Annotated in this window: 25 protein-coding genes; 11 read left to right on the top strand and 14 right to left on the bottom strand. The window is 44.2% G+C overall.

What is annotated here, in order from left to right; translation table 11 throughout:
- The first annotated feature begins 167 nt into the window (after positions 1-167).
- From J0K78_RS17950 to J0K78_RS17940, 3 genes are all read left to right on the top strand, one after another.
- The gene (locus J0K78_RS17950) at positions 168-1181 is read left to right on the top strand and encodes an LLM class flavin-dependent oxidoreductase (RefSeq protein ID WP_206948325.1); all 1014 of its coding nucleotides are present in this window, start codon (positions 168-170) and stop codon (positions 1179-1181) included.
- Between the two features lie 310 nt (positions 1182-1491).
- Positions 1492-2445 carry a BMP family lipoprotein gene (locus J0K78_RS17945; protein WP_370551178.1) on the top strand — a complete coding sequence of 318 codons (954 nt, stop codon included), beginning with the start codon at positions 1492-1494 and terminating at the stop codon, positions 2443-2445.
- A 12-nt stretch (positions 2446-2457) separates the two neighbouring features.
- A complete protein-coding gene (locus J0K78_RS17940; protein ID WP_206948323.1) occupies positions 2458-4197 on the top strand; it encodes a methyl-accepting chemotaxis protein in 1740 nt (579 codons plus the stop codon).
- Between the two features lie 15 nt (positions 4198-4212).
- On the opposite strand, the gene J0K78_RS17935 is transcribed toward J0K78_RS17940, so the two are convergent.
- Complete coding sequence (locus J0K78_RS17935) at positions 4213-4464, bottom strand: DUF2164 domain-containing protein (RefSeq protein ID WP_206948322.1); 252 nt, start codon at positions 4462-4464, stop codon at positions 4213-4215.
- A 20-nt stretch (positions 4465-4484) separates the two neighbouring features.
- Positions 4485-5087, bottom strand: a complete 603-nt coding sequence (locus J0K78_RS17930) for a class I SAM-dependent methyltransferase (protein ID WP_206948321.1) — start codon at positions 5085-5087, stop codon at positions 4485-4487.
- Between the two features lie 156 nt (positions 5088-5243).
- Between J0K78_RS17930 and J0K78_RS17925 the strand changes: the two genes are divergently transcribed.
- Genes J0K78_RS17925 through J0K78_RS17905 form a run of 5 tightly spaced genes read left to right on the top strand, consistent with a single transcriptional unit; the run spans position 5244 to position 9702 of the window.
- A complete protein-coding gene (locus J0K78_RS17925) occupies positions 5244-6470 on the top strand; it encodes an ABC transporter substrate-binding protein (protein WP_242517950.1) in 1227 nt (408 codons plus the stop codon).
- Positions 6451-7302 (top strand): ABC transporter permease subunit, encoded by an 852-nt coding sequence (locus tag J0K78_RS17920; RefSeq protein ID WP_206948320.1) that lies wholly within the window; start codon positions 6451-6453, stop codon positions 7300-7302. Before J0K78_RS17925 ends, J0K78_RS17920 begins: the two co-directional genes overlap by 20 nt.
- Entirely contained in the window at positions 7299-8099 is an 801-nt protein-coding gene (locus J0K78_RS17915) for an ABC transporter permease (protein WP_206948319.1), read from the top strand. The genes J0K78_RS17920 and J0K78_RS17915 overlap by 4 nt, the downstream gene beginning before the upstream one ends.
- Positions 8096-9061 carry an ABC transporter ATP-binding protein gene (locus tag J0K78_RS17910; RefSeq protein WP_206948318.1) on the top strand — a complete coding sequence of 322 codons (966 nt, stop codon included), beginning with the start codon at positions 8096-8098 and terminating at the stop codon, positions 9059-9061. Before J0K78_RS17915 ends, J0K78_RS17910 begins: the two co-directional genes overlap by 4 nt.
- On the top strand, positions 9058-9702 hold the full coding sequence (locus J0K78_RS17905; protein ID WP_206948317.1) for a TVP38/TMEM64 family protein: 645 nt from the start codon (positions 9058-9060) through the stop codon (positions 9700-9702). Before J0K78_RS17910 ends, J0K78_RS17905 begins: the two co-directional genes overlap by 4 nt.
- A 107-nt stretch (positions 9703-9809) precedes the next feature.
- On the opposite strand, the gene J0K78_RS17900 is transcribed toward J0K78_RS17905, so the two are convergent.
- From J0K78_RS17900 to J0K78_RS17880, 5 genes are all read right to left on the bottom strand, one after another.
- Positions 9810-10892, bottom strand: coding sequence for an FAD-dependent oxidoreductase (locus J0K78_RS17900; RefSeq protein WP_206948316.1), 1083 nt, complete (start codon positions 10890-10892; stop codon positions 9810-9812).
- Between the two features lie 55 nt (positions 10893-10947).
- A complete protein-coding gene (locus J0K78_RS17895) occupies positions 10948-11265 on the bottom strand; it encodes a thioredoxin family protein (protein WP_206948315.1) in 318 nt (105 codons plus the stop codon).
- A gap of 72 nt (positions 11266-11337) precedes the next feature.
- On the bottom strand, positions 11338-12153 hold the full coding sequence (locus tag J0K78_RS17890) for a DUF368 domain-containing protein (RefSeq protein ID WP_206948314.1): 816 nt from the start codon (positions 12151-12153) through the stop codon (positions 11338-11340).
- A gap of 249 nt (positions 12154-12402) precedes the next feature.
- Positions 12403-13917 carry a glycine betaine uptake BCCT transporter gene (locus J0K78_RS17885; protein WP_206948313.1) on the bottom strand — a complete coding sequence of 505 codons (1515 nt, stop codon included), beginning with the start codon at positions 13915-13917 and terminating at the stop codon, positions 12403-12405.
- Between the two features lie 195 nt (positions 13918-14112).
- Entirely contained in the window at positions 14113-14679 is a 567-nt protein-coding gene (locus J0K78_RS17880) for a nucleotidyltransferase domain-containing protein (protein ID WP_206948312.1), read from the bottom strand.
- 125 nt (positions 14680-14804) lie between these two features.
- Here J0K78_RS17880 and J0K78_RS17875 point away from each other — a divergent pair, with 125 nt between their 5' ends.
- Both J0K78_RS17875 and J0K78_RS17870 read left to right on the top strand, forming a co-directional pair.
- Positions 14805-15356 carry a GNAT family N-acetyltransferase gene (locus J0K78_RS17875; protein WP_206948311.1) on the top strand — a complete coding sequence of 184 codons (552 nt, stop codon included), beginning with the start codon at positions 14805-14807 and terminating at the stop codon, positions 15354-15356.
- A gap of 90 nt (positions 15357-15446) precedes the next feature.
- Positions 15447-16955 carry a BCCT family transporter gene (locus J0K78_RS17870; RefSeq protein WP_206948310.1) on the top strand — a complete coding sequence of 503 codons (1509 nt, stop codon included), beginning with the start codon at positions 15447-15449 and terminating at the stop codon, positions 16953-16955.
- Positions 16956-17017: 62 nt separating this feature from the next.
- Here the strand turns inward: J0K78_RS17870 and J0K78_RS20200 are convergent, their stop codons facing one another.
- The 6 genes from J0K78_RS20200 to J0K78_RS17845 form a co-directional block, all read right to left on the bottom strand.
- The gene (locus J0K78_RS20200; RefSeq protein WP_255534850.1) at positions 17018-17149 is read right to left on the bottom strand and encodes a hypothetical protein; all 132 of its coding nucleotides are present in this window, start codon (positions 17147-17149) and stop codon (positions 17018-17020) included.
- 22 nt (positions 17150-17171) lie between these two features.
- Positions 17172-18188 (bottom strand): AimR family lysis-lysogeny pheromone receptor, encoded by a 1017-nt coding sequence (locus J0K78_RS17865; RefSeq protein WP_206948309.1) that lies wholly within the window; start codon positions 18186-18188, stop codon positions 17172-17174.
- Positions 18189-18993: 805 nt separating this feature from the next.
- Positions 18994-19605 (bottom strand): metal-dependent hydrolase, encoded by a 612-nt coding sequence (locus J0K78_RS17860; protein WP_206948308.1) that lies wholly within the window; start codon positions 19603-19605, stop codon positions 18994-18996.
- Between the two features lie 103 nt (positions 19606-19708).
- On the bottom strand, positions 19709-19993 hold the full coding sequence (locus J0K78_RS17855) for an iron-sulfur cluster assembly accessory protein (protein ID WP_206948307.1): 285 nt from the start codon (positions 19991-19993) through the stop codon (positions 19709-19711).
- Positions 19994-20139: 146 nt separating this feature from the next.
- Positions 20140-20556: an organic hydroperoxide resistance protein gene (locus J0K78_RS17850; protein ID WP_160916549.1), complete on the bottom strand. Its 417-nt coding sequence runs from the start codon at positions 20554-20556 to the stop codon at positions 20140-20142.
- Positions 20557-20629: 73 nt separating this feature from the next.
- Positions 20630-20911, bottom strand: a complete 282-nt coding sequence (locus J0K78_RS17845; protein WP_160916551.1) for a YkvA family protein — start codon at positions 20909-20911, stop codon at positions 20630-20632.
- 316 nt (positions 20912-21227) lie between these two features.
- Between J0K78_RS17845 and J0K78_RS17840 the strand changes: the two genes are divergently transcribed.
- A complete protein-coding gene (locus J0K78_RS17840) occupies positions 21228-21779 on the top strand; it encodes an NADPH-dependent FMN reductase (protein WP_206948306.1) in 552 nt (183 codons plus the stop codon).
- An 85-nt stretch (positions 21780-21864) separates the two neighbouring features.
- Here J0K78_RS17840 and J0K78_RS17835 read toward each other — a convergent pair whose 3' ends face one another.
- Entirely contained in the window at positions 21865-22503 is a 639-nt protein-coding gene (locus J0K78_RS17835) for a lytic transglycosylase domain-containing protein (RefSeq protein ID WP_206948349.1), read from the bottom strand.
- Positions 22504-22970: the final 467 nt, after the last annotated feature.

Raw genomic sequence — 22970 nt, 5'->3', positions numbered from 1 at the left:
AGGGTTCCGGTAAAAGGTTCTCAAAGTCCCTTTACCAGTAACCTGCCGAGCTCTGAATTTTTGAGAAAAGAAGGAAAAGAATTGTTTTACATTTGCATCTGTACGTGGCACATGGGACGATAGTAGTTAGATAGAATGACAACGAAAGAAGTAAAAGGGGTATGAAAATGAAATTAAGTGTATTGGATCAATCCCCTATCTTAACAGGGACAGACCCAAAAGAAGCCTTACAACAAACAACAGAACTCGCAAAGTGGACGGATAAGCTGGGATATCACCGTTTCTGGGTATCTGAACATCATAGTACAAGCAGTCTTGCAGGTTCTGCGCCTGAAATACTTGCGGCTCACCTGGCTGCTCATACAGAAAACATCCGCATTGGTACAGGGGGCGTATTACTCCCCCATTACAGTTCCTATAAAGTGGCGGAAGCCTTTCGAATTCTTGAAACCCTCCACCCTGACCGTATCGACCTCGGGGTGGGCCGTGCTCCTGGTGGGATGCCCAACGTCAACTTAGCCTTGAACCGCGGGAAGCTTCCAAGTATTGAAGACTACCCATCCCAGGTGGAAGAGTTAATGGCTTATTTACACGGGCATGATCCGCACGGAATGGATATTTATGCGACCCCGAAAGGAGAAACAGCCCCGCCTGTATGGATGCTTGGATCAAGCGGTACAAGTGCACGTTTGGCTGCAGACTTAGGTGTCTCCTACTCCTTCGCCCATTTCATCAATGGACGAGGAGGAATACGGGCAATGGATCGCTATCAGGATTATTTCACAACCTCTATGCAGCAAAGCAGTCCAACCGGGAATGTTTCTGTATTTGTCGTCTGCGCAGAAACGGACGAGTATGCCGAATACCTTGCTGCAAGTTTGGATCTTGCTCTTCTCCAAATTGAACAAGGCGGGAAACGCACACATTTCCCTACTCCTGATGAGGCGCTCAGCCATAAGTACACCCTTTTCGAAGAAGAACGAATCCAGGATAACCGAAACCGAATGATCGTCGGCTCTGTCGAAAAAGTAAAAGAAGAAATTGAGCAGCTGGCTGAAAGTTACAACGTAGATGAAGTGATCGTCAACACGATCGTCACTCCATTTGAAGATCGTTTACGCTCCTACGAACTCCTGGCTGATGCCTTTCAATTAAGTCACTCCCAAACCACGATGACCTAACGTCATCGTGGTTTTTTTATTCCCTATTATTCAACTAAATGGCAGAATTGTGGAAGACTCAGTTTCGAGATGTTTTCGGGTTTCGTTACCTTATTGGGCGTCGGGGGTGGTTGGGAAGCCGAGGAGGCTCACCGCGCTCCCGCGGAAAGCGAGCTTCCCCGTAGCCCCCATCCACTCAACAAAAGTCTCGAAACTGAGTCTTCCACTAAAGGGAGTTTTTATTGAACGAGCACTTTAAGTCTTCCTTCCTATTTAAATCGTCCTGGGTGTTGCCGATATTTATAGATGTCAGACATCATATGAAGGAGTGGTGATTTTGAAACGTCTCTACATACCATTCGTCCTCCTTTCCTTGCTCATAGGAACGGTAGGATGTGCGAACAATGAAACGAAAGCGAATACAGAAGATACAATTAGCGCTGGTCTGATTGTCACAGATAGCGGACTCGGTGACGATTCTTTCAGTGATTCAGCTTTTCAAGGACTCGAACAAGCCCGTGATGAGTTGGGGATCACTTTTGATTATCGTGAACCGTTTGAACAGGATTATGAAAAGAATGCCCAGGAATTATTAGACCAAGACCATGATGTCATCATCGGGCTTGGATATAATTCGCAGGAAGCCATTGAGAAGTTAGCGCAGGAAAATCCTGATCAAGCATTTGTCATGATAGATGCTGTCTCTGAACTTGAAAATGTAACGTCCATCACCTTTAAAGAAGATGAAGGGAGTTACTTGATCGGGCTCATTGCTGGAATGAAAACAAAAACAGGGACTGTCGGATTTATTGGCGGCGAGAAAATTCCAGTTGTCGAACGTTTTGAAGAGGGATTCAAAGCAGGAGTGAAAGAAGCGAATCCAGATGCAAAGATTCTCTCTCAATATGCAGAGACCTTTGATGATGATGAACGAGGAGCGACTATTACAAACGAGATGGTGGCAGAAGGTACTGACTTCGTCTTTCCTGCGGCAGGTTTTACAGGCATCGGCGTGCTGAAAGAAGCTCAGAAACAGGAAATTTACGCATTCGGTGTGGATAGCGACCAGTTTTTCGTAGCTGAAGAAGCCGTCGTCTCTTCCATGCTTAAAAATGTTAATGTCGCTCTCTATGATGTGATGAAACTTTTGAGTGATGGACAAAAGCTGGATGGAGGAACACAAACGCTCGGCATTCAGGAAAATGGTGTAGGACTTGCTCCGATCCGAGTGATCGAATTGACACCTAAGGAACAAAATCTATTAAATGAAGCGACAGGAAAGTAAGGAGGAAACGTGATGACTATCGGAAGAAGATTGTATACAATGACTCTCATTCCATTACTTTTATGCCTGGCTCTCATTAGTTTCATTGTTTTTCAAATGATGGACTTACAACGCTCGTCCAATCAAGATGTTCAAATTCTACTTGAAGGTAAAGAACTGCATGGTCAGCTCGTCAGTGTGGAACAGGCTTTGACCACCTATGGATACAACCCTTCAGAAGCTTCACGCAGCGAAGCCGAGGTTCTGATTGAACAAACCGAGAGTATCTTCGGGGATATGGAACCCCTCATTGCAACAGATGCTCAGGAACGATGGTACAACCAGGCACAGTCAAAATTTGAAAATTGGACAGAGGTTGCATCAGGGGCCCTGACAAGCAACGATACCAATGAAGTACAACGTCAAGCTGCGCGTACCAGCGGAATCATCAATGACATCTACATGCTTCAAAAAGAAGCGCAATCTTGGTATGACGCTCAAATGTTGAATCAAAAACAGACCATACAAAACTTGATCCTGTTCACAATCATCGCAGCTGCCGTCCTTGTACTTTCTACGATTCTTTCAACTACAAGACTAACGAAACATATCGCGCGGCCGATACGTGACCTCGCTGAAAAAGCCTCTGAAGTGGCCAATGGAAACTTAACAACTTCGATTGAAGTTAGTGATAAAGAGAAGGACGAAATTGGTCAACTGAAGCGATCATTCCGTACAATGATCGGTAATCTAGAAGGAACCGTTCAATCCGTTCATCACATCGGGCAAAATGTACAAGATTTCAGTTCCCGTCTTCACAATGAAATGGGAGGCCTTTCTGAAATATCAAGCCAAGTAGCCCATTCAACCGATGAACTTGCCCAAGGGAGCCAATCCATTTCTGAAGATGTCCAGGATGTGGCAAATCTTATGGATGACCTCCACCAGGGATTTGAAATGAATCGTGAACAGGGGCAATCTTCGAGGAAAGCCAGTCAGCAAGCCCTCACTTATGTCGAGGAAGGGCAGACGAGCATTACAGATCAACGGGCGCTTATGGACCGAAGTGCCGCATCCATTGCGAACGTAGAAAAGTCCGTAAATCATTTCATCCAATATACGGATCAAATCGAATCTACCGTCAAACTCGTCAATGATATTGCAGAACAGACAAACCTTCTCGCCCTGAATGCTGCGATTGAAGCAGCACGCGCTGGTGAACATGGAAAAGGTTTTGCTGTCGTAGCGGAAGAAGTGCGTAAACTTGCCGATCAATCCACTTCAGCTACGGGACACATCACTGAAATGGTCAAGCAGATTAGAGAAGGCGTCCAAGTCATTGAACAGGAAATGCAGGAGACTATTCAAATTTCTGAGCAGCAAAACCTTTCTGTCGATACATCTAAGACAGCTTTTGAAAAAATAAGCTCTCAAGTGAAGAGAATCGACGAACAGCTGAAATCACTGGTCAATGGCTTAGATGAATCAAAAGATAAGAGTGCAAATGTTTATGTTTCCGTAGAGAATGTGAGCAGTATCGTTGAGGAGACGGCGGCTGGCACAGAGGAAATCTCTGCGTCTACCGTCGAGCAGCAAGCGGCCTTCCAACAGATGATCAAAGAAACGGATCACCTTGAAGATATGGTGGCTGACTTGAACGAGCAACTACAGCATTTTGAATGGAATCAACAACGCGCAGAAAAACCTATAGAAAAAGGGCTTGAAGTAGATTTTGAAGATGACACTGAAAGACCCTACACCGCTTCAGCTTAATGAAGCGGTGTTTTTTCATCTGCGTGTCGGTCTACCGGCAGGGCGTTCGAGAGATCGAAGGTCTTCATCGATGTTCATCACCTTTTGTTCCACCATCTGTCTCGCGTCTGCTACTCCTTTGTTATAAAAGAAGGGGCCCATCTCTTCTGCTAACTTATGTACCCATTGTTCAGCGGCAAGGTCACCAATCACTTCACCCCGTTCTAACTCAAAATATTCTTTCACCTGATCCACCATATATTCTCTTTCTTCTTTCTTTAATTTCATATTCTTTCCCCCCTTTTTACTTATCCTATCATATCGTCTTTCATTCCCGTCACACAGACCGCATCGTTGGGTTTTTCTGATTTAAAGTGGATCCTTACATGATTAAACCCTGCTTTTACAAGAAGGCTTTGCATTTGACCACCCAGCACTTCCGTCGTTTCATCGGTCGCCTCTTCTTCATGCGGAACAACTGTCAGGGCGATTTTCCCCTGTTCGCTGAGCAACGTACACAAGTGGCGGAGAATTTCTACGGGATGCTCCCAAAAAGTAATATTGTTGACAGCGTATATTTTGTCCAAAGGTTTGTGGAAATGCAGCAGTTGACAAGCCTCCCCATGAAAAATACCAACCTGGTTTGAGTATGTTTGATCATTTAACTTCCTTAAAACCATTTCAACCATCGGCTCTGAAGGATCCATTCCATACAAAACCTCCGGTTCGAGGGCCGCTATTCTTTTCAAAGCTGCTCCAGAACCAAACCCGACCTCTAAAACGCGATCTTCTTTTCCTATATCCAGAAATGATAAGGTCCAGTCGTTCAAATCCCTGTTTTCTCTTTCCATAAACCTGCCGGCGAACTTGCCTGTGATCCCTTTTGGTTTTGCGAATTGATTATAAATCATACCCCGTCCTCCTTTTCTCTCCCTTTACCCCTATCTTTTTAGGTTCACGCATTGCGAAAGTAGTATTAGTTTTTTTCTGACCGGTTTGTTTGTATGATAAATGACAGAGGGAATTATGGAACACCCATATAATGAGAATCATAGGGGGAGATTCGGTTGAAGAAGTTCATACCATTTTTCCTGCTGGCGATCCTGTTTATGGCAGCCTGCAGTGATACATCTACAAATAATAAAGATTGGACAGAAGTTTCCTGGGATGAAATTGAAGAAGAAGCAGAAGGTACAGAAGTCCGCCTATATATGTGGGGCGGCGATGAAGGAATCAATGCCTACATAGATGACTACGTCACACCCCAGGTGGAAGACGAATATGGGATTTCGCTGAAACGCGTTCCTCTCGACACGCCGGAAATACTACAAAAGCTCCAAACAGAAAAACAAGCGAATAAACAAGAAGGCTCGGTTGACGTGATATGGATCAATGGAGAGAATTTTAAAAACGCGAAAGAAAACGAATTGCTGATGGGATCTTTTACAGAGATTCTGCCTAACTTCAATGATTACTACAATACTGAAGATCCAGCTTTCCAAAGGGATTTCGGTACGGAAGTGGAAGGAATGGAAGCACCCTGGGGCAAAGTCCAGTTCGTGTTTCATTATGACTCAGAAAAGATTGAAAACCCTCCGGCTACATTCCGGGAATTACAAACGTGGGTAGCTGAAAACCCTGGCAAGTTCACCTATCCGACAGCTGAAGAATTTACAGGCAATGCATTCTTAAGACACGTCTTGTATGCTCAAGCAGAACAACCTGCGGATATTTATGAACAACCATTGGAAGAGAACAACATCACTGCAACTGCCGAGCGTACATGGTCATATCTGAATGAAATGGAGAACCACCTATGGCGCTCAGGGGACCATTACCCAAACAGCCTGACAGAGTTAGACCGTTTGTACAGTCAAGGGGAAGTATGGATGACGATGGGGTATAACGAATCGCGTGCGGAATCACTGATTGAAGAAGGCGTATTCCCCGCTTCTACTCGTTCGTTCGTCATGGAACCAGGGTCCATCGGAAATACACATTTTCTCTCCATCCCTTTCAACAGCCCGAATCAATCTGGTGCCTTAGTCGCCATCAACTTCATGCTTTCTCCAGAAGCCCAGCTTGAAAAATATAAACCGGATGACTGGGGAGAGAATACACCGATCAGCTTCAATCAATTGCCTGAAGACATCAAAGATAAATTCAAGGCTGTCGAACGAGGTGAAAGCGTGTTATCAACAGAGGAACTTGAAGAAAGCTTCCTGCCAGAATCAGAAGCCGCCTATGTGAATTGGATGAAGGAAAAGTGGTTCAATGAAGTTGTTCAAAAATAGAACCTTCCTTCTCTTCCTACCTGCGACCGGCTTTCTGATCATCCCTTTTTACGGATTCATTTATGCGGTCATCCAAAGCTTAGGTGGAGAAGGGTTCACTCATTATCATGAGATTTTAAACTCCGAACGTTTTCTGTCTTCTGTCTGGTTTAGTATCCGAACAGCAGGGATAGCGACCATTCTTTCCATCATCCTTGGTCTTGGTTTCACCAAATTGTTTCACCCATTGTTAACCCATACCTCACACAGGCTGATGGTTTGGATTCCCATGCTTTTTCCTCATTTCGTTTGGGGGTATATGATCATTCTCCTACTCTCGGAAACAGGATGGATGGCTCAAGTCTTTACAGCTGCCGGCTGGTTGGAAGACACATCAAACTTTCCCGTATGGACCCGCGATCCCCATGGCATAGGAATCATCATCACTTATGTATGGAAAGAGGTCCCTCTTGTGATTCTTTTGCTTTTCCCTGTGTATGCATCCATCCGTCCGGAGTATTATGCTCTTGTAGACAGCCTTGGAGGCAATGCGTGGCACCGCTTCACTACGGTCGATCTGCCTAACCTCCTCCCTGTTCTTGTGGAGTCATTTTTGATCATCTTCTCCTTCACTCTGGCAGCCTATGAGGTTCCAGCACTCATCGGCACCACCTTCCCCGAGATGATATCCGTGCTCGGGTATGAGTGGTTTTATGGAGGCTCTTGGGATGATCGCCCATTGGCCTTTGCCGCCATGGTCTTGATCAGTTTATGCCTCCTGACCCTGACATTAGTGGGATACTTCATATTAAGCCGCCCGAGATGGAGAGCGATGAGGGGGGATCGACCATGATTCGTAAAAAAGCGTGGTTTCTGATTTTAACTTTGCTTCTTTTCGTCATACCGCTGACCGCCTTGATATTGCAAAGCTTAAGTGCCCCTTGGCGCTTCCATACGGGACAAGGCATAGACTGGGGATGGCAAGGGTACTCCATCCTATTTGAAAATCCACAGTTGTGGGAAGCGACGTTCATTTCCATTGGAATCGGGTTTGCTGTGCTGTTCATGAATGTCGCAATCGGTTTGTTTACAGGAAAAGCACTGGTATCCTACGCTTACCGTGGAAAAGCCTGGTTGGAGGCTCTGCTTTTATCGCCGATTTTGATTCCATCCCTGGCTGTTGCCATGGGCTTGCATTTATTCATGATTCGTGTCGGCCTTGCAGACACCATCTGGGGCGTCATGCTCATCCATTTAGTACCGACGGTCCCATACAGCATCAAGATTTTTCATAACAGTTATCAGCAAATAGGAAAAGCCATGATGGAGCAGCCTCACATTCTTGGAGCAGGATTTTGGACACAGGTCTTCACTGTAGAACTTCCTTTACTCAGACCTGCGATTCGGAGCCTCACCTTTTTAACGATTGTGATCAGCTTGAGTCAATATGCCCTTACCGCCATTATCGGAGGCGGCCGGGTGCTGACGTTGCCATTGGTCTTTTTTCCTTTTCTGGATAATGCGAACACGTCAATCATGGCGGCATTCTCGATTTGGTTCGCACTTATCCCCCTTTCCATGTACATCATCATCGAAGTTTTGATGATGTTTCTCCCCTACTCTCGATTGCCATGGAGGAATCATCGATGACACAGAAGAAATTAGAAATGAAAAACATTACGAAAACCTTTAATCAGGATAAGATACTGAGTGAACTGACTTTCCATCTGGAGAAAGGTGAAATCATGAGCATTGTCGGACCCTCTGGAAGTGGCAAAACGACTTTGCTCCGTATCCTCGCAGGACTTGAAAAACCGAGCGATGGCAAAATCATAATGAATGGGAAAGACATTACGAAACAGAAAGCGAACCGGAGAAGTATCAGTCTCGTTTTTCAGCAGCCATTGCTTTTCCCGCATATGACCGTAAAAGCGAACATCGTTTACGGTGCAAAAGTCTCAAAAAAATATGAAGAAAAAAAGATCGAATCTTTACTGGAAGCAATTGGAATGTCGCGTTTCCAGAATCATTATCCTTCTGAAATTTCGGGTGGACAACAGCAGCGGGCGGCCCTCGCCCGTGCGATGGCTACAGAACCTGAAGTGATTCTGTTTGATGAACCCTTCAGTAGTCTGGATCCCTCTCTAAGGCAGGATTTGAGGTACTGGGTGCGTGAATTCCTTTCCTCGAGAGAAACGACCGCGGTATTCGTTACACACGATATGGAAGAAGCCATGATCATGGGCGATCAAATCGCTGTCTTTGAAGACGGAAACTTTCAACAAATCGGAACAGCCGAAACGTTACACAAATCCCCAGCCAACTTGAGGGTGGCTTCCTTTTTAGGGGGCCATCTGATTTTAAATGAACACGAATTCGCTCCTTTGCATGATGTTCGAGTAGGGGCTAAAAAAACACCGGAAAATGGGGTGAACTTCCTAGCCACAGTTGAGCATATCACTTATCAGCACGGACGTCCGATTGCCCATTTATATGTCATCGATCTAAAGAAAAAAATATCTCTTCCAATCGACGAAACGTTCTCGACGCGGGAAGTCCAGATTACGGTTCCGACCGCTTCCATCAAGACCTTCAGCGGGGAAATTTTATGAACAAAAAAAATGTAGTACGGACGGCTTTGTTCCTTGGCCTATTTATAGCTCTTGCCTGGTTTGTTCGCTCCCGTTTTGACGTAAGTGCGGATAACATCCGCTCCTATATTCTATCTTTCGGAGCATTGGGACCACTTATTTTCATGGCGCTGTATATCATCGGTCCAATCGTCGTATTTCCTACCTCCGTCCTTTCACTCGCTGCGGCTTTCGCTTATGGAATCTGGCCCGGCATGCTGTATATCGTCATCGGAGCAACAGGAGCTGGAGTGACCGGGTATATCATGGGGAGATTTTTCGGAGACTCTGTACTCAAATTCCACCAGTCAAAATGGGCGGGGACCATCTATGAGCGTATGCAGGGCCAAGGTTTCCTTTATGTATTCATCCTGCGTCTTATTCCACTCGTGGGATTCGACATATTAAGTTATCTTGCAGGAATGACGAGAGTGAAATTCCTCTCTTTTGTTCTGGCGACGGTGATTGGGATGCTTCCCGGAACGTTTGCCTACAGCCTGGTGGGCACCAGTCTCGCGAGTGGAGACCGCACACTGATTCTCATCGCCTTCAGTGTCTTCATCCTCCTCCTCGTCACCACCTACCTCTTCCGCAACAAAGTAAGAACCTGGCTCAAACTATAAACGGCATTCCATAATCCAGCAGGATTACAAAAGACTCACTTTTGAAATGTTTCTGGGGAAAAAAAGAGTCTTTGATCGCGTCGAGGAGGACGCATCAAAGACTCTTTTTACTTATATTTAGCCATGAACTCACGATCAATTTTATTTTTTAACTGCCATGCCTTCTTGTTATGTGAACTGACAGGTCCATACACAAGAAAACCCTTTTTTCCGCCTGTTGATAAAATATAAAGGGCATTCTTCTGTGGGACGAACGAATCCAAGGATAAGCCGGAAAGGTGATTTTTCAAGTTCTGCCAAAGGACCGGCCCTTGTCTTACCGCATACACCCCGCTTTTTGGCAGGTTCGGGTAATCAATCATTGTGACACAATCCCCGGCACCAAACATGTAATCAAAGTCACGGAATTGCAAAGTGGATCGTATAAGTGCGAAAGAGCGTTCATCTATGGCGAGTGACGACTTTTCAAAAATCGGGTCTCCAATGGCACCCCCCAGCCATAGCACACCCGTATGACGGACTCGATTGCCATTGTCCGTTTTGACGAATTCCTCAAAAACCTCTTCCACTCGTTCATTCTGCCAGACACGCACGCCTTTTTTCTCCAGTAAATTTTTCAATCTTACAGAGACCCATTTCGGTCCATCCGCAAGTATTCGGTCAGATGTAATTAAACGGACCTGCCCAGGAATCTTGTGTTTATCCTTATAGGCTTGAATAGACATCGCAAGCTCTGTGCCAGCCGCACCTCCCCCGACAATGAGGGGCTTTGTCGTCTCTCTCAAATTTCTCATCTCATCTGTAAATTCGTAATTCGGCTTAATTGTCCGAGCAGCTGAGTCCTCAAATGCTAAGGGTAAACTTTTAGATCCTATATCAAAACTGACAACATCAAAGGGATATACAGATCCATCTTCACATACGACTTTTTTTTGCTTCGTTTTGATAAAGGCTGCTTTTTTGGGAATCCAATGGACGTTGGCTGAATTTGCTAACTGTCGAATATCTACACGAATATCCTCTTCCGAATAAAGTCCTTCTGTAAAACCTGAAAACATTCCTGAATAATACTGATAGGGGGAAGGTGTAATCATACAAACATCGACCTGTCTCCAATTTTCATTCCGCAGTCGACTTACTATTTCCAAGTGGGCATGACCTGCACCAACGAGCAATAACCTTTTTGACAAAAGAGCACCTCCTTACAGAAAACGTCCACATGGCAGAACCATGTGGACGTGTACTTTAAAGACTTGCCTGTAAAAACTCCTCTACTTCCTCTGGAGTTTTAGCATTCGCACTATGAAGGTGGGCTTTTTTGTTGCCATCTTTAAAAATCAGGATGCTTGGGATCCCCATCACTTCATACTTTTCTGCGATTTCCGGTAGTTCATCACGATTGACATTATACCAGTCGTACCCATTGTATTCCTCCAGGATATCTCCGATAAACATCTCCATTCGTCGGCAATCCGGGCACCAGTCTGCTTCGAATTTCACGATGACCGGACGATCGCTTGCAATTGTCTCGTTGAATTTATCCGTTGTATGAATGGCTTCCATCAAACTCAATCTCCTTTATTTATAACTACTACTTATCATACCCAAAATGTATGCATTTGTCTTTTGTCAGGCTTACTTATACTCCACCCGGCCCAATAGCCATGCGGCAAGCAACCCTCCAAGGAATGCAACGACGCTTACAAGCATCATCACTCCTGTAGCGGGAAGTCCGGGGAAAATAACGAATACAGAACCGATGACTAGGCCGATGATGACCGCAAAGGTTCCAGATGTATAATTTTCAAGGAAAAACTTAACAATCTTACTCATTACCACGATTCCACAAACAATTCCTGCCCCTACGACAGCAATGATATCAATGCGAAAGTCAGAGATCCCTGAAGTGACGGTTGTATAAACTCCGATAATCAACAAAATGAATGAACCACTAATCCCAGGAAGAATCATCGCACTGCTTGCAATCCATCCAGAGAAAAACAATAAAATGTATCCAGCAAATGAGAGATTTTGCATCGGTTCGGATTCTGCTGTCTGGAAAAATGCCATCGAGGCAACGAGGACAGCTCCGATCAACAATAACAAAAAATGTTTCGCTTTAAAATTATGCTTCACATCTGCTTTATGTGTTAAATACGGCAGCACGCCGATGATCAGACCCAGAAAGAAAAACTGTGTAGGGCCCGGGTAGTGTTCAAACAACCACTCAATTAAATTTGCCATCAAACCGATAGCAATGACCACTCCAATTCCTAGTGGCAGCAGGAATTTTAAGTGTCTTTTCCATTCCTTACTAAAAAAACCGTTAATGGCTTCGATCAGGCGGTCGTAAATGCCGAGAACGACAGCAATTGTCCCTCCGCTCACACCTGGAACGACGTCACTCGCTCCCATCAGCATGCCTCGGTAAATATTTCTCCATTCCCACATATCTTTGGCTCCTTTTATATCTAACCCTTTTCCCTATTATTCTACCAGATTTCTCTAAGCTTTTATGATACATTTTCATGAAAAGAAATACAATCCGTACAAAATGGAATTCACTTCCCTGTGATGGCGGTTCGATTAGAAATCATCCTCAATACTCTATCACTCTTTCAATAAAAACCACCCTTTGAGAATAGGAGAATTGATGAAAGAAGGAACTCCCACGACGTAAAGTGAAAGTTCCTTCTGTAATCAAGCTGATGTTTTTTCTTGTTTATCTTTCCCCCGATCAAGTGCGATTTTATCTGCACGAAGGGCTTTATATAAGGAAACGACCATTAAAATCATGATGAAAGAAAATGGAAAGGCTGCTGATATAAGCGCGTTCTGAAGCGCCTGCAATCCACCAGAATATAACAGCACAGCCGCCATGGACGACTGGACAATCCCCCATACGAACTTAACCATAGTAGGCGGTGTCAGGGATCCATTTGTCGTCTGCATTCCTAATACAAAGGTCGCAGAGTCTGCGGATGTAATGAAGAATGTCCCGATCAATACCATTGCAATAATTGAAAGAATTAATCCCAGCGGATAATTTTCGAATGTCCCGAACATCACTTGTTCCGTAGCTAGATCGGAAAGTCCTCCCTGATCCTGCTGAACTTTGATTGCAGATGATCCGAAAGTAGAAAACCATAGAAAACCTATAGCAGAAGGTACAAGTAGGACACCTGACAGAAATTCACGAATCGTACGTCCTTTGGACACACGAGCGATAAAGATTCCTACAAATGGAGACCATGCAATCCACCATGCCCAGTAAAATACTGTCCAGTTGTTGATCCATGTACGGTTCTCCTCATTGTTCGGTGCCAGGCGAAAACTCATGGTAGGGAGGTTTTGTAAGTAAGCACCAATTGTGTCCGTAAACATATTCATAATGAACAGCGTAGGACCTACGACCAGCATAATGGCTAACAGAGCAATAGCTAGAATCATATTGGTGTTACTTAAATAACGGATTCCTTTGCTCAAACCTGAATAGGCGGAGATCATGAATAAAACCGTAACCACACCTATAATGGCTAACTGAACACCGAAGGAGTCTTCAAGCGGGGTCAGGAACGTCAATCCGCCATTGATCTGTGCCGCACCAAACCCAAGCGTCGTTGCTACACCGACAATAGTCGCAAAGACAGCGATGATATCTACAACTTTCCCCCACGGGCCATTCATTTTATCTCCAAATAATGGCTCGAGTGTGGAGCTGATTAAGGCTGGGGCCCCTCGACGGAATTTGAAATAAGCGAGGACTAGAGCAACGATGGCGTAGATTCCCCATGCATGAACTCCCCAGTGGAAGTACACGAAGCGCATGGATTCATTCAGAGCGGCTGCTGTACCCGTCTCTGCGGTCGGAGCGTTATTGGAATAGAAGTAAATCGGTTCTGCCGCTCCCCAGAAGACGAGACCGATTCCCATCCCGGCACTGAAAAGCATCGCGAACCATGTGGCGTAGTTGTAATCAGGCTTGTCCGTAGGCTTTCCGAGTTTCATTTTTCCATAAGGACTGAAAATCATATAAAGGCAGAAAATCACAAAACCAGTAACGATCAGCAAGTAATACCATCCAAAGTGAACAGAGATGTAAGATTGAATACTTCCTGTAATGCTCTCAAGATTCTTCGGGGCAACTGATCCCCAAACGACTGAGAATAATGCAATAGCTAATGTAACCCAAAAAACGGATGTGACTTTTTTCATTGTAAACTCCTTTCCAAAAACTTTGCGTATTTTCGATACAGAGGGCTGTTCATTCGAGGGGGGAATGAATGATGTATGTTTATCGAATACCCAAACCAAGAAAAAATAAACAATTCGTCGAATTTTTCCGACAGAAATATAGCCCAAAAGACGGGTGTCTCCTGGGCTTTATCCATTTATAAGTTTTTTAGGTGATTAATAGAGTAAAGCTTCCAGCCACGGATGTTCTGGCTGATGATGCATCAGGGCCTGCTTCAACCACTCTTTCTGATGTTCATTCAAGTAAGGGAAGACGTGAACGAAGTCCTGTTCATCTTTCTCTTTTGTATGAGTGGATTTATAGAGAAGCACGATTTCAGGGTTCAAGTACGCGTACCCTTGTTCTGATTGCAGTTGCATACGGCTGGTTTCAAATGTAATGGAAGGATCTCTTCTGAACTGCCAGCGACGCCTGTTCTTTTCATTGAGAAGAATTTCAAAATGATGCCCCTCCTGAGAAGAAGCATGGATTTCATGGACAGGTAGTGTAAGGTTTTCCCCTTCCCAGCGCTTGAATTCCTTCTCTTTGACGACATGCAAATCCCACGTTTTCAAAGTTTTGTATAATGCGTGTTGATCTTCACGGAAAATGGCAACTTCTACATCTTCGTGATGTCTCGTTTCTTCACCGATATGAAGGTCAATAGCCCATCCTCCTGCAAACATCCACTCCCTACCAAATCCACTTAACCACTGGCGGACTTCTGTACATTTTTCAAACATGCGAAACCTCCTCTCTATTATTTTGCCCGAGTTTAAAATCTCTTAACCCGTTCATTCTTCCGCTCTTTCTTTTGGAAAAGTTTTCTTATAGGATAGAGGATAGATCATCACACGGGGGAATGGATATGCTGAAAGGAAATCTTGTTGAACTACGTCCTGTTTCAAAAGGCGACATGAAACACTTGTTTAAGTGGGCGAATGATGAAGAAATAGCGAACCTTGCACACGGAAGTGGTTCCGCCTACCAAAATAACAATCCGCAGGAAGACATCGAAGCTTTTTATGAAAAGAACCTCACTGCACAACCGCTTTGGGAAACTGGACGGGTGTTTATGGTCTATACAATCAGCACCAAAGTGCCTATAGGGAAATGCAGTTACAGCAGCCTTAATCCAGTGACAAGGGCTGCAGAAATCGGCTTAAGCATCGGGGAAAGAGAGTATTGGGGCCATGGATATGGCATGGATATCATTCAAACATTGTTGAAACACCTCTTTCACACCCTGAACCTTGAACGGGTTCAACTGGATACATGGAGCGGCAATACACAAGCGCTAAGACTCTATGAAAAAACAGGTTTCCAGACAGAAGGGCGACTTAGGAAAAATGAATATGTGGATGGTGCCTATCATGACACCATCCTCATGGGGATGCTTCGCTCTGAATTCCAGGGTTGAATGTTTTTCGCAGGAAAATGTAGGGAATAAACAAATCGATCATCATATTCATGTTCATCTATAATCTATGATTCATGAAAGGAGTCCACGATGAAAGATCAACTCAAAAACCCTGTTTTCCTCATTTCTGCAACCGTCATCACTGTCCTCGTCATCGTAGGAGCCGTCAACCCTGAAGGCTTCGGTACTGTCGCTGGTACCTTATTCGATTTTACTACGGTTAATTTCGGCTGGTTTTATCTCATCTCTGTCTTCGGCTTTGTTATTTTCCTAGCCGCTCTCGGACTAAGTAAATACGGAAAAATTAAGATCGGACCGCAAGATTCAAAGCCTGAATTCCCTTTCTTTACGTGGATCGGCATGCTCTTCTCTGCGGGATTCGGTGTAGGACTCGTATTCTGGGGAGTCGCAGAACCGATGAGTCACTTCTTCGAAACGCCATTCTCAGATTTGGATGCCCAAACCGAAGATGCCGCACGTGTTGCTATGGGGTATTCTTTTTTCCACTGGGGAATTAACCAATGGTCCGTTTTCGCCATTGTCGGTTTGCTCATTGGCTTCCTGCAGTTCAGAAAAGATAAGAACGGTCTCGTATCGACAGCTCTTGAACCTGTGCTCGGGAAATCAAAGCCTGTGAAGTACACCATCGACTCATTAGCCGTTATCGCTACTGTTATGGGAATCGCCACGTCCCTTGGACTGGGAATCCTGCAAATGAACGGTGGTTTAAACGCGGTGTTCGGCATTCCGAATAGTACATCGATCCAGCTTATCATAACAGGCGTACTGCTCGTCTTATACTTAACTTCATCCAGTACTGGATTAGAAAAAGGAATTAAATGGCTCAGTAACCTGAACCTGGCCCTTTGCTTAATTTTACTTCTATTTGTTTTCTTTGCCGGTCCGACTGTCTTTATATTAAATAGTTTCACCTTAGGGATTGGCGATTATATTTCCAACTTTGTGGAGTATAGTCTAAGGCTGACTCCTTATGAAGGTGGAAGTTGGCTCCGGGACTGGACCATATTCTATTGGGCATGGGTTATTGCTTGGTCTCCATTTGTGGGGGCTTTCGTTGCGCGCGTTTCACGGGGCCGTACGATTAGAGAGTTCATATTCGGTGTCCTTGTCGTTCCACCTTTGATTGCTTGTTTATGGATCGCCGTTTTCGGGGGAACGGCCTTGAACAGTGACTTGAACAATGGAACGAAGATTGCTGAAGCCGTTAACAATGATGTGACGGTGGCTCTCTTTAAAGCCTATGAATACCTGCCTCTTACAGGTATTCTATCTTTCTTGTCCATTCTACTAATTGCAACGTTCTTAATTACATCTGCGGACTCTGCCACATATATTCTGGCGAGTATGACGACGAATGGCAGTCTAACCCCTGCCCTTGCTATTAAAATAATTTGGGGTGTCCTGATGGCCGCCATTGCTGGGGTGCTGCTGGTTGCCGGTGGACTGGATGCATTGCAGACGGCGTCCCTCGTTTCTGCTCTTCCGTTTACAGTGATTATTATCCTCTTTGTGTATGCTTTTACAAAGATGATACGAAAAGAGCCTCTACCGGAAAGACGCAAAAGAAAAAACGAATGAGCGAGAAAAAGGTGTCATTCCAATAAATTGGAATGACACCTTTTTTCTGCTTCCTCATCCTTTTAGATTTCTGGATCATCTATACTCCAATAACCTCCATCAATCGGATCTTGGGCGGTCTTACTATCTCCTATCCCCCATGACCCTGCGAGCGTCAGCAAAAGAACAACAAACAAACCGGCTAACCTTTTCATAAAAGAAAACCTCCATTTATTTTTATATTCTTTCTAAGTAAGCGAGTGGCAGTTGAGCAAAGAAATAATCTCCCTGTTCCTGGATGAAACGGTGATAGGAATTCCTGAGCATCTCCCTGTTTCCTGTAGCCAGTCCCAGATAACTTTCTTGAAAAGGCGTGAGTGACGAAAAGGAATCCAGAATCTCCTGTGTTTTTTTATAATCCCCCCTAGCAAGAGCAAGGTGGGCCTGCTCTACTGGGTCTGTAGAGGTGATCCCTTCTGTTCTCTGATGGAAGGAGGATATGAAAGGAAGCGAGTGATTTTTCACCATTTGCAAAAACCGAAAATGCCCATCCTTTTCAGCGATTTCCATAGACTTCAGTAATGATTCCATAGAAGATTCATAGCCATTAAAGAGCTGGCATAATGCCAAATCATGATGCATACGGCTCTTTCTTCGTGATGAAACTTCTGTGTTGATCATTTTATAGGCATAACGACTCGCAAGAATAGAGTTATTGGTCTTCCAGTAGTGATAAAAAAGGAGCTCTTGATAACGTTGATTCAAATAATAGTACATCAAAGGCTCGTCTACCTGCTGAAGCGTCTGATCGCATTCATCCAAGTACTTATCCAAGGCTGTAAACACTTTTAAATCCTGATAAGAATAAACGAGGGTGAACAAGTGCAGGCAACGTAACGATGGATGCGTGAATTGAAGATCTTTTAGTTCATCTAAATAATTCTTGTTATTATCTCTTTCATTCTGAGACAAAATCACCCGATATAAATGACCCGCCTCTTTATTTATGTACGGAGAATCTGTAATGACAGAGAGCTCCTCAAAAAAATCATTCATATAAAAAAATTCCATGCAGACGATTTGTTCATCAATAGCAGAGGGGAAGTGGGAGAGGATATAGTCTTTCGTCTTCAAGACAGCATCTCTTCTAGGGTACTTCCTTAAGTAGTCCAGGTAAACATCATATAAAGAGGAAGCGCGACCCATTTGAAGCTTTCGCAAGGGGCTTGGTTCAATTAGTTGATATTCTGTCACAACGTTCGCCCTCCTTATCTATCTTTCCTCTATTTTATTGAATTTTCGAAAATATGTCTATAAAATATTTAAAGATATTGAAATATTTTTGGATTATATTTCCTTTAAATTAACTCTCCCTCCCCCCTTCAACACTCCCTTTTCTTGAAGACTCAGTTTCCAGATTTCTGTGTGATTCTAGGGGACTCCGGGAAAAGGTTCGTCATGCTCCACCGTCCAGACACTGGCGTCATAAGCAGAACAGCAATGGAACGAAAAACACATTTCGTTGCTGTTCTGCTTATGCCAGTCGTGTCTACCAGTACGATTCCGCATTTGAACACTTTCCATGGGGCGGGCGGTGAGCCTCCTCAGGCTACGCCTTCCGGGGTCTCACCGTTTCCCTCCGCCCCTTTACCTTATAAGTGTCTCGAAACCATTTCTTAAAGGGACAGCTTGTATGGTTGAAGGAAGTGGATCATAAGAGCCTCTCCATAGAACATAAAAGCTTGATGCGGAGCGCTTGTAACACTAACAGTCGTATAGTGGAAAGCCATTACAGGGGTCCGTTATCCCTTCATCAAATGGGGTGGTTGGGAAGCTGCGAGACTCCCGCGGGAATGGATGGGCTGGCAAGACCCCACAGTGCGAAGCACGAGGAGGCTTGCCGTCATCCCCGCAGGAAAGTGAGTAACTTCCCTGCCACCCCTGACGCTACCCAAAGGCAATGAACGCCGGCAGCAACATCTCGAAACTGAGTCTTTCACAATCCTGCCATATTGTTTAATAACTGGGTATAGAAAAAAGACACTACTTGAATGTAGTGTCAGAAAATGTTTGAGGTGAGGTACCATACGTTCCATAAAAGCAGGCTGTAGACAATGAGACGCTCACTATTGGATCCTGTTCGGAAGGTAAAGATGAATTGTAAGTGCTTCTTTGAAAAAGGATAAGCCAACGGGATGCCCTTTTTCGTTATGTAATCACCAAATAAATGCGAAACCACCCCTATGATCAACCCTCCGATATACATACGGGGGATGGAGAAAGCTTGCTCAAGGATGATACCGTAAACGATAAGTAAACCGACAAACAACACGGAATGGGTCATTTTTCTATGTCCGCGAATCATGATGAGGATAGGTAAAAGCAGCATGACGAAAATTTTCAATTGTTCTCGATAGGTGTCCAAGTACTCTGGTACAAATAAGTAACAGAGAAAGGCGACGGTAAAGACCGTCATAAGTCCTCGCCAAAACTTGTGGCCGAGGGTGGATGTTGGTGTGTCGATGTCCGGCAAAAGTGAGCCGAAAAGGACGAACACAAAAAATAAAACCGTTTGGAGAGGCTGTTCAGGCATCCACTCGAACGTAGGGAGTAATGTCATGGCTCCCACCCCGAATGTGAAACCCACAACCTGGTGTCCTGATGCCATCATGGTGTGTAGCGATCCCCTCTTTTCTACTATATACGTTTCATTAGGAAGTAACCTGTAAGTGGATTCCTATAAAAAATAAACCCACAAAACCGTGGGCATCGATTCAACAGTCTTTTTCAGGAAGCCCAAGCATCTGAAACTTCGGCCCTTCCATGGTCTGCTTCCCTTCAATCGTCAAACCTTCCGTCATATGGGCAATTCTACTGTCTATGGCTACAGGAATAGAATTGATGTGATGAAGCTCATCATCCCCTTCTGGTTCACCAATCGTCATACCGATATCCGGTTCCCCACACCCATAACCAGCAAAAAATAAGCGCAGGCATCCTGCATCTTCATCTTCTAAGATTTGATTTAACAAATCTCTCGCTTGGTCGGTGATCTTCATCGTCTTCACCCCTTCGACTATAAAATACCATAGTTACCAGTACTCCTGGTAATGATATGAATCGCATCTTATACATGAACTATTCTTCCCCTCCTTCAAATAAAAATCCCTGGTGGAGTTACCACCAGGGATCAAGGGGTTATTTTTTATACAGCACTCGCATTGATTTCAACGTCAATGTTCCCACTCGTTGCTTTAGAGTAAGGACATACTTTGTGTGCTTCTTCAGCAAGTGATTCAGCTTCTTCCTGAGAAACGCCTTTAACTTTCACATTAAGGACAACGCCTACTTTAAAACCATTGTCTGCTTCATCTTTCATAAGGCTTACGTCAGCAGTGATTTCAGATTCGATATCTTTCTTCTGTTTACTTGCAACCAGGTTCAATGCTCCATCGTAGCAAGCGGAATATCCAGCAGCAAACAATTGCTCTGGGTTCGATCCTTTTTCATCACCTTCACCAGGCATGGAAAGGTTCAAATCAATTAAACCGTCATCTGACTTAACGTGGCCATTTCGTCCACCTTGTGCTGTTGCATGTGCGGTAAACATTACTTTACTCATTATCCATCACTCCTTGACTAATTATTGAATCTACTACAGTTACATTCCTCATCTTGCCGTTGATTAAACATTTCTATTCATCATAAACCCGGTACTCCTTTTGCAGATCCACAGGAGCCATCTTCACCATCCATTGCATGATGTAAGTAAAAACAGCAAGGTCATCGACAAGACCGAAGAATACGAGGAAGTCCGGGATGATGTCCCAGGGGAATAAAAGGTATGCCACTAAGAGTACAACGGAAAACCATTTCTTCCCGGCACTCACATCTTTTGATTTGAAAAATTGTACAAGAAACGGCACAGATTTTCTGACATTGAAAAGAAACTTAATTCTTCGCCATAAACGGATCATCAGCTTCCCTCCTCCCTCCTATTATACCCTTCTTATTCTGACAGGAAGCAAGCAGAATCCTCACAATTGCTTAAATAAGACGTATACTTTACCATAAAAAGAAAAGAGTCTATACCACATAATTGCAACCGTTTCAGTAATTTACACCTACTCGACATATCGGAAGACGGTTGAATACTGTGCTGCACTATAATTCAGAATTTCATAAGATATTCGGGCGTTCCAAACACATACTACCCTTAGCTACATAGCCCATTTTTTTAAGTTCTGCATAGGATATCATAGCTCAAAGAAAATTGAAGGGGAGAAAGTTGTCATGAAGATCCTACTATTGAACGGAACGATCGTCGGGAAAAAAACCCGGACGCTCCTTGATGAAATCGAAAAATATATACAACAGCTGCCAACGGAACACACCACCAAAGTCGTTGCCCTCGAGAATTACGAGCTTCAATTCGTAGATGGCCGCCCAGCTGAAGAGTACAATGATGATATGAGAAGATTGATCCATGAAATCGAGGAAGCCGATGCTTACGTCATCGCTACGCCCGTTTTTCAAGGATCGATCCCAGGCACTTTAAAAAACGTATTCGATGCCGTGTCACCTCTGGCCATGCGTTATAAACCCGTATCGATTGTCGCCAATGGGGGGACCTTGCAGCATCACCTCGTCGTAGAGAATCAATTGAAGCCAATCCTCAACTACTTCCGGTGCATGGTAACACCAAATTATGTTTACACACACACGAATCACTTTTCCACTCAAGGAGAGCTAATTGACGAAGACGTCCGCAACCGCTTAAAAGAGATGACCGTCGTTTTTGATCAATACATGCAGATGAGTCGAGAACTTGAACCAGATAAATAGTCACTGCTCGTTTTCAAAACTAAGGCATTGTAAACCCATCTAGTATCAAAAAGCGCGGGGCCTTTGTTAAGACGCCCGCGCTTATTTATGCTCTTCCCATTATTTTAGTTATGTAATTCTGCGTTTCCCTGAAAGGGGGGACCCCCTCATACTTGTCTACATTGCCAGGACCAGCATTATAAGCAGCAAGTGCTAATTCAGTATTGCCCTCATAACGATCAAGCATCTGCTTCAAATACTTTGTCCCGCCCATCAAGTTCTGTTCCGGGTCAAATGGATCTGTAACGCCAAGCCCCTTTGCTGTTGCTGGCATCAGCTGCATTAACCCTTGAGCTCCAGCGTGACTGACGACACCAGCATCAAAGTTCGATTCAGCCTTCACCACAGACCGCACTAATTTTTCATCGACCCCATAGCGCGCGGAAGCTTTCTTTATGAGCTGATCTAAATCCTCATTTCCGCTGGTTACATTGGCAATGCCAATCCCTTCCTGGCTTTTCTTCACAGAAACGGGTGCCTGCTGTTCCATAAATGTGTGAACGGGTGGTGAAAGACGACTTGCTATAGAAGGCTCACTCGCAAAATATGACTGCTCCATCGCTGCATTTAGCAGACTTTGAAACGTCAGGTCCTGCATCCCACCTGAAAAAGTGTCCGAATTACGATTCCCTAACATAGACATGGCCTGCATTTGAATCATTAATTGGATTTTACTGACATCCATGTACTCCACTCCATATAGTTGATAGTTCAAGTGTACAAGATTCCTGCTTTTTCAACAATTGTTCTTTTGAATATATTTTACAATTCACCAATAGTAGTCAAAACTTGAGAAAATTTTTTCTCTAAACCTCTATTCAGTTATCCTTTTTGAACGCTTTTTTCCCAAAGCAGCAACCAGGGAAAAGGTGATACAATAAAGAATAGCAAAAGAGATACTGAATCGTGCAGTGCGCGGTCGTGCTGGTTGTCCACGACGAAGCACATGGTTTATTTGTTCAATAGAATTCATTTCTTTCTAGAGTACTCTCTTTTGTCTCTTACGTCGAATCACCCTATTATTTTTCCCCGCCAGGAAAAATAACCTGTAGATTTCATGGTCTGTCTTCCTTCAATGAAAAGACATATACCATCGCCCCCTTTTGCCCATTCAAAAGGGGGCTTTTTTTTATCCTCTTTTATAACACTAAA

Source organism: Halobacillus sp. GSS1 (assembly GCF_017307035.1).
GTDB lineage: Bacteria > Bacillota > Bacilli > Bacillales > Halobacillaceae > Halobacillus > Halobacillus litoralis.
Note: the sequence above shows the minus strand (reverse complement) of the source record. Positions and strands in the feature narration are given on the sequence as shown.

Coding starts and splice junctions, on each gene's coding strand:
- J0K78_RS17890 (WP_206948314.1), bottom strand. CDS start 12,153: ATGTGGGAATGGAGAAATATTTACCGAGGCATGCTGATGGGAGCGAGT.
- J0K78_RS17930 (WP_206948321.1), bottom strand. CDS start 5,087: ATGATTTATAATCAATTCGCAAAACCAAAAGGGATCACAGGCAAGTTC.
- J0K78_RS20200 (WP_255534850.1), bottom strand. CDS start 17,149: ATGAAAAGGTTAGCCGGTTTGTTTGTTGTTCTTTTGCTGACGCTCGCA.
- J0K78_RS17915 (WP_206948319.1), top strand. CDS start 7,299: ATGATTCGTAAAAAAGCGTGGTTTCTGATTTTAACTTTGCTTCTTTTC.
- J0K78_RS17875 (WP_206948311.1), top strand. CDS start 14,805: ATGCTGAAAGGAAATCTTGTTGAACTACGTCCTGTTTCAAAAGGCGAC.
- J0K78_RS17885 (WP_206948313.1), bottom strand. CDS start 13,917: ATGAAAAAAGTCACATCCGTTTTTTGGGTTACATTAGCTATTGCATTA.
- J0K78_RS17835 (WP_206948349.1), bottom strand. CDS start 22,503: ATGGATGTCAGTAAAATCCAATTAATGATTCAAATGCAGGCCATGTCT.
- J0K78_RS17935 (WP_206948322.1), bottom strand. CDS start 4,464: ATGAAATTAAAGAAAGAAGAAAGAGAATATATGGTGGATCAGGTGAAA.
- J0K78_RS17940 (WP_206948323.1), top strand. CDS start 2,458: ATGACTATCGGAAGAAGATTGTATACAATGACTCTCATTCCATTACTT.
- J0K78_RS17845 (WP_160916551.1), bottom strand. CDS start 20,911: ATGATCCGTTTATGGCGAAGAATTAAGTTTCTTTTCAATGTCAGAAAA.
- J0K78_RS17905 (WP_206948317.1), top strand. CDS start 9,058: ATGAACAAAAAAAATGTAGTACGGACGGCTTTGTTCCTTGGCCTATTT.
- J0K78_RS17920 (WP_206948320.1), top strand. CDS start 6,451: ATGAAGTTGTTCAAAAATAGAACCTTCCTTCTCTTCCTACCTGCGACC.
- J0K78_RS17870 (WP_206948310.1), top strand. CDS start 15,447: ATGAAAGATCAACTCAAAAACCCTGTTTTCCTCATTTCTGCAACCGTC.
- J0K78_RS17950 (WP_206948325.1), top strand. CDS start 168: ATGAAATTAAGTGTATTGGATCAATCCCCTATCTTAACAGGGACAGAC.
- J0K78_RS17880 (WP_206948312.1), bottom strand. CDS start 14,679: ATGTTTGAAAAATGTACAGAAGTCCGCCAGTGGTTAAGTGGATTTGGT.
- J0K78_RS17850 (WP_160916549.1), bottom strand. CDS start 20,556: ATGAGTAAAGTAATGTTTACCGCACATGCAACAGCACAAGGTGGACGA.
- J0K78_RS17855 (WP_206948307.1), bottom strand. CDS start 19,993: ATGAAGATCACCGACCAAGCGAGAGATTTGTTAAATCAAATCTTAGAA.
- J0K78_RS17910 (WP_206948318.1), top strand. CDS start 8,096: ATGACACAGAAGAAATTAGAAATGAAAAACATTACGAAAACCTTTAAT.
- J0K78_RS17860 (WP_206948308.1), bottom strand. CDS start 19,605: ATGATGGCATCAGGACACCAGGTTGTGGGTTTCACATTCGGGGTGGGA.
- J0K78_RS17840 (WP_206948306.1), top strand. CDS start 21,228: ATGAAGATCCTACTATTGAACGGAACGATCGTCGGGAAAAAAACCCGG.
- J0K78_RS17895 (WP_206948315.1), bottom strand. CDS start 11,265: ATGGAAGCCATTCATACAACGGATAAATTCAACGAGACAATTGCAAGC.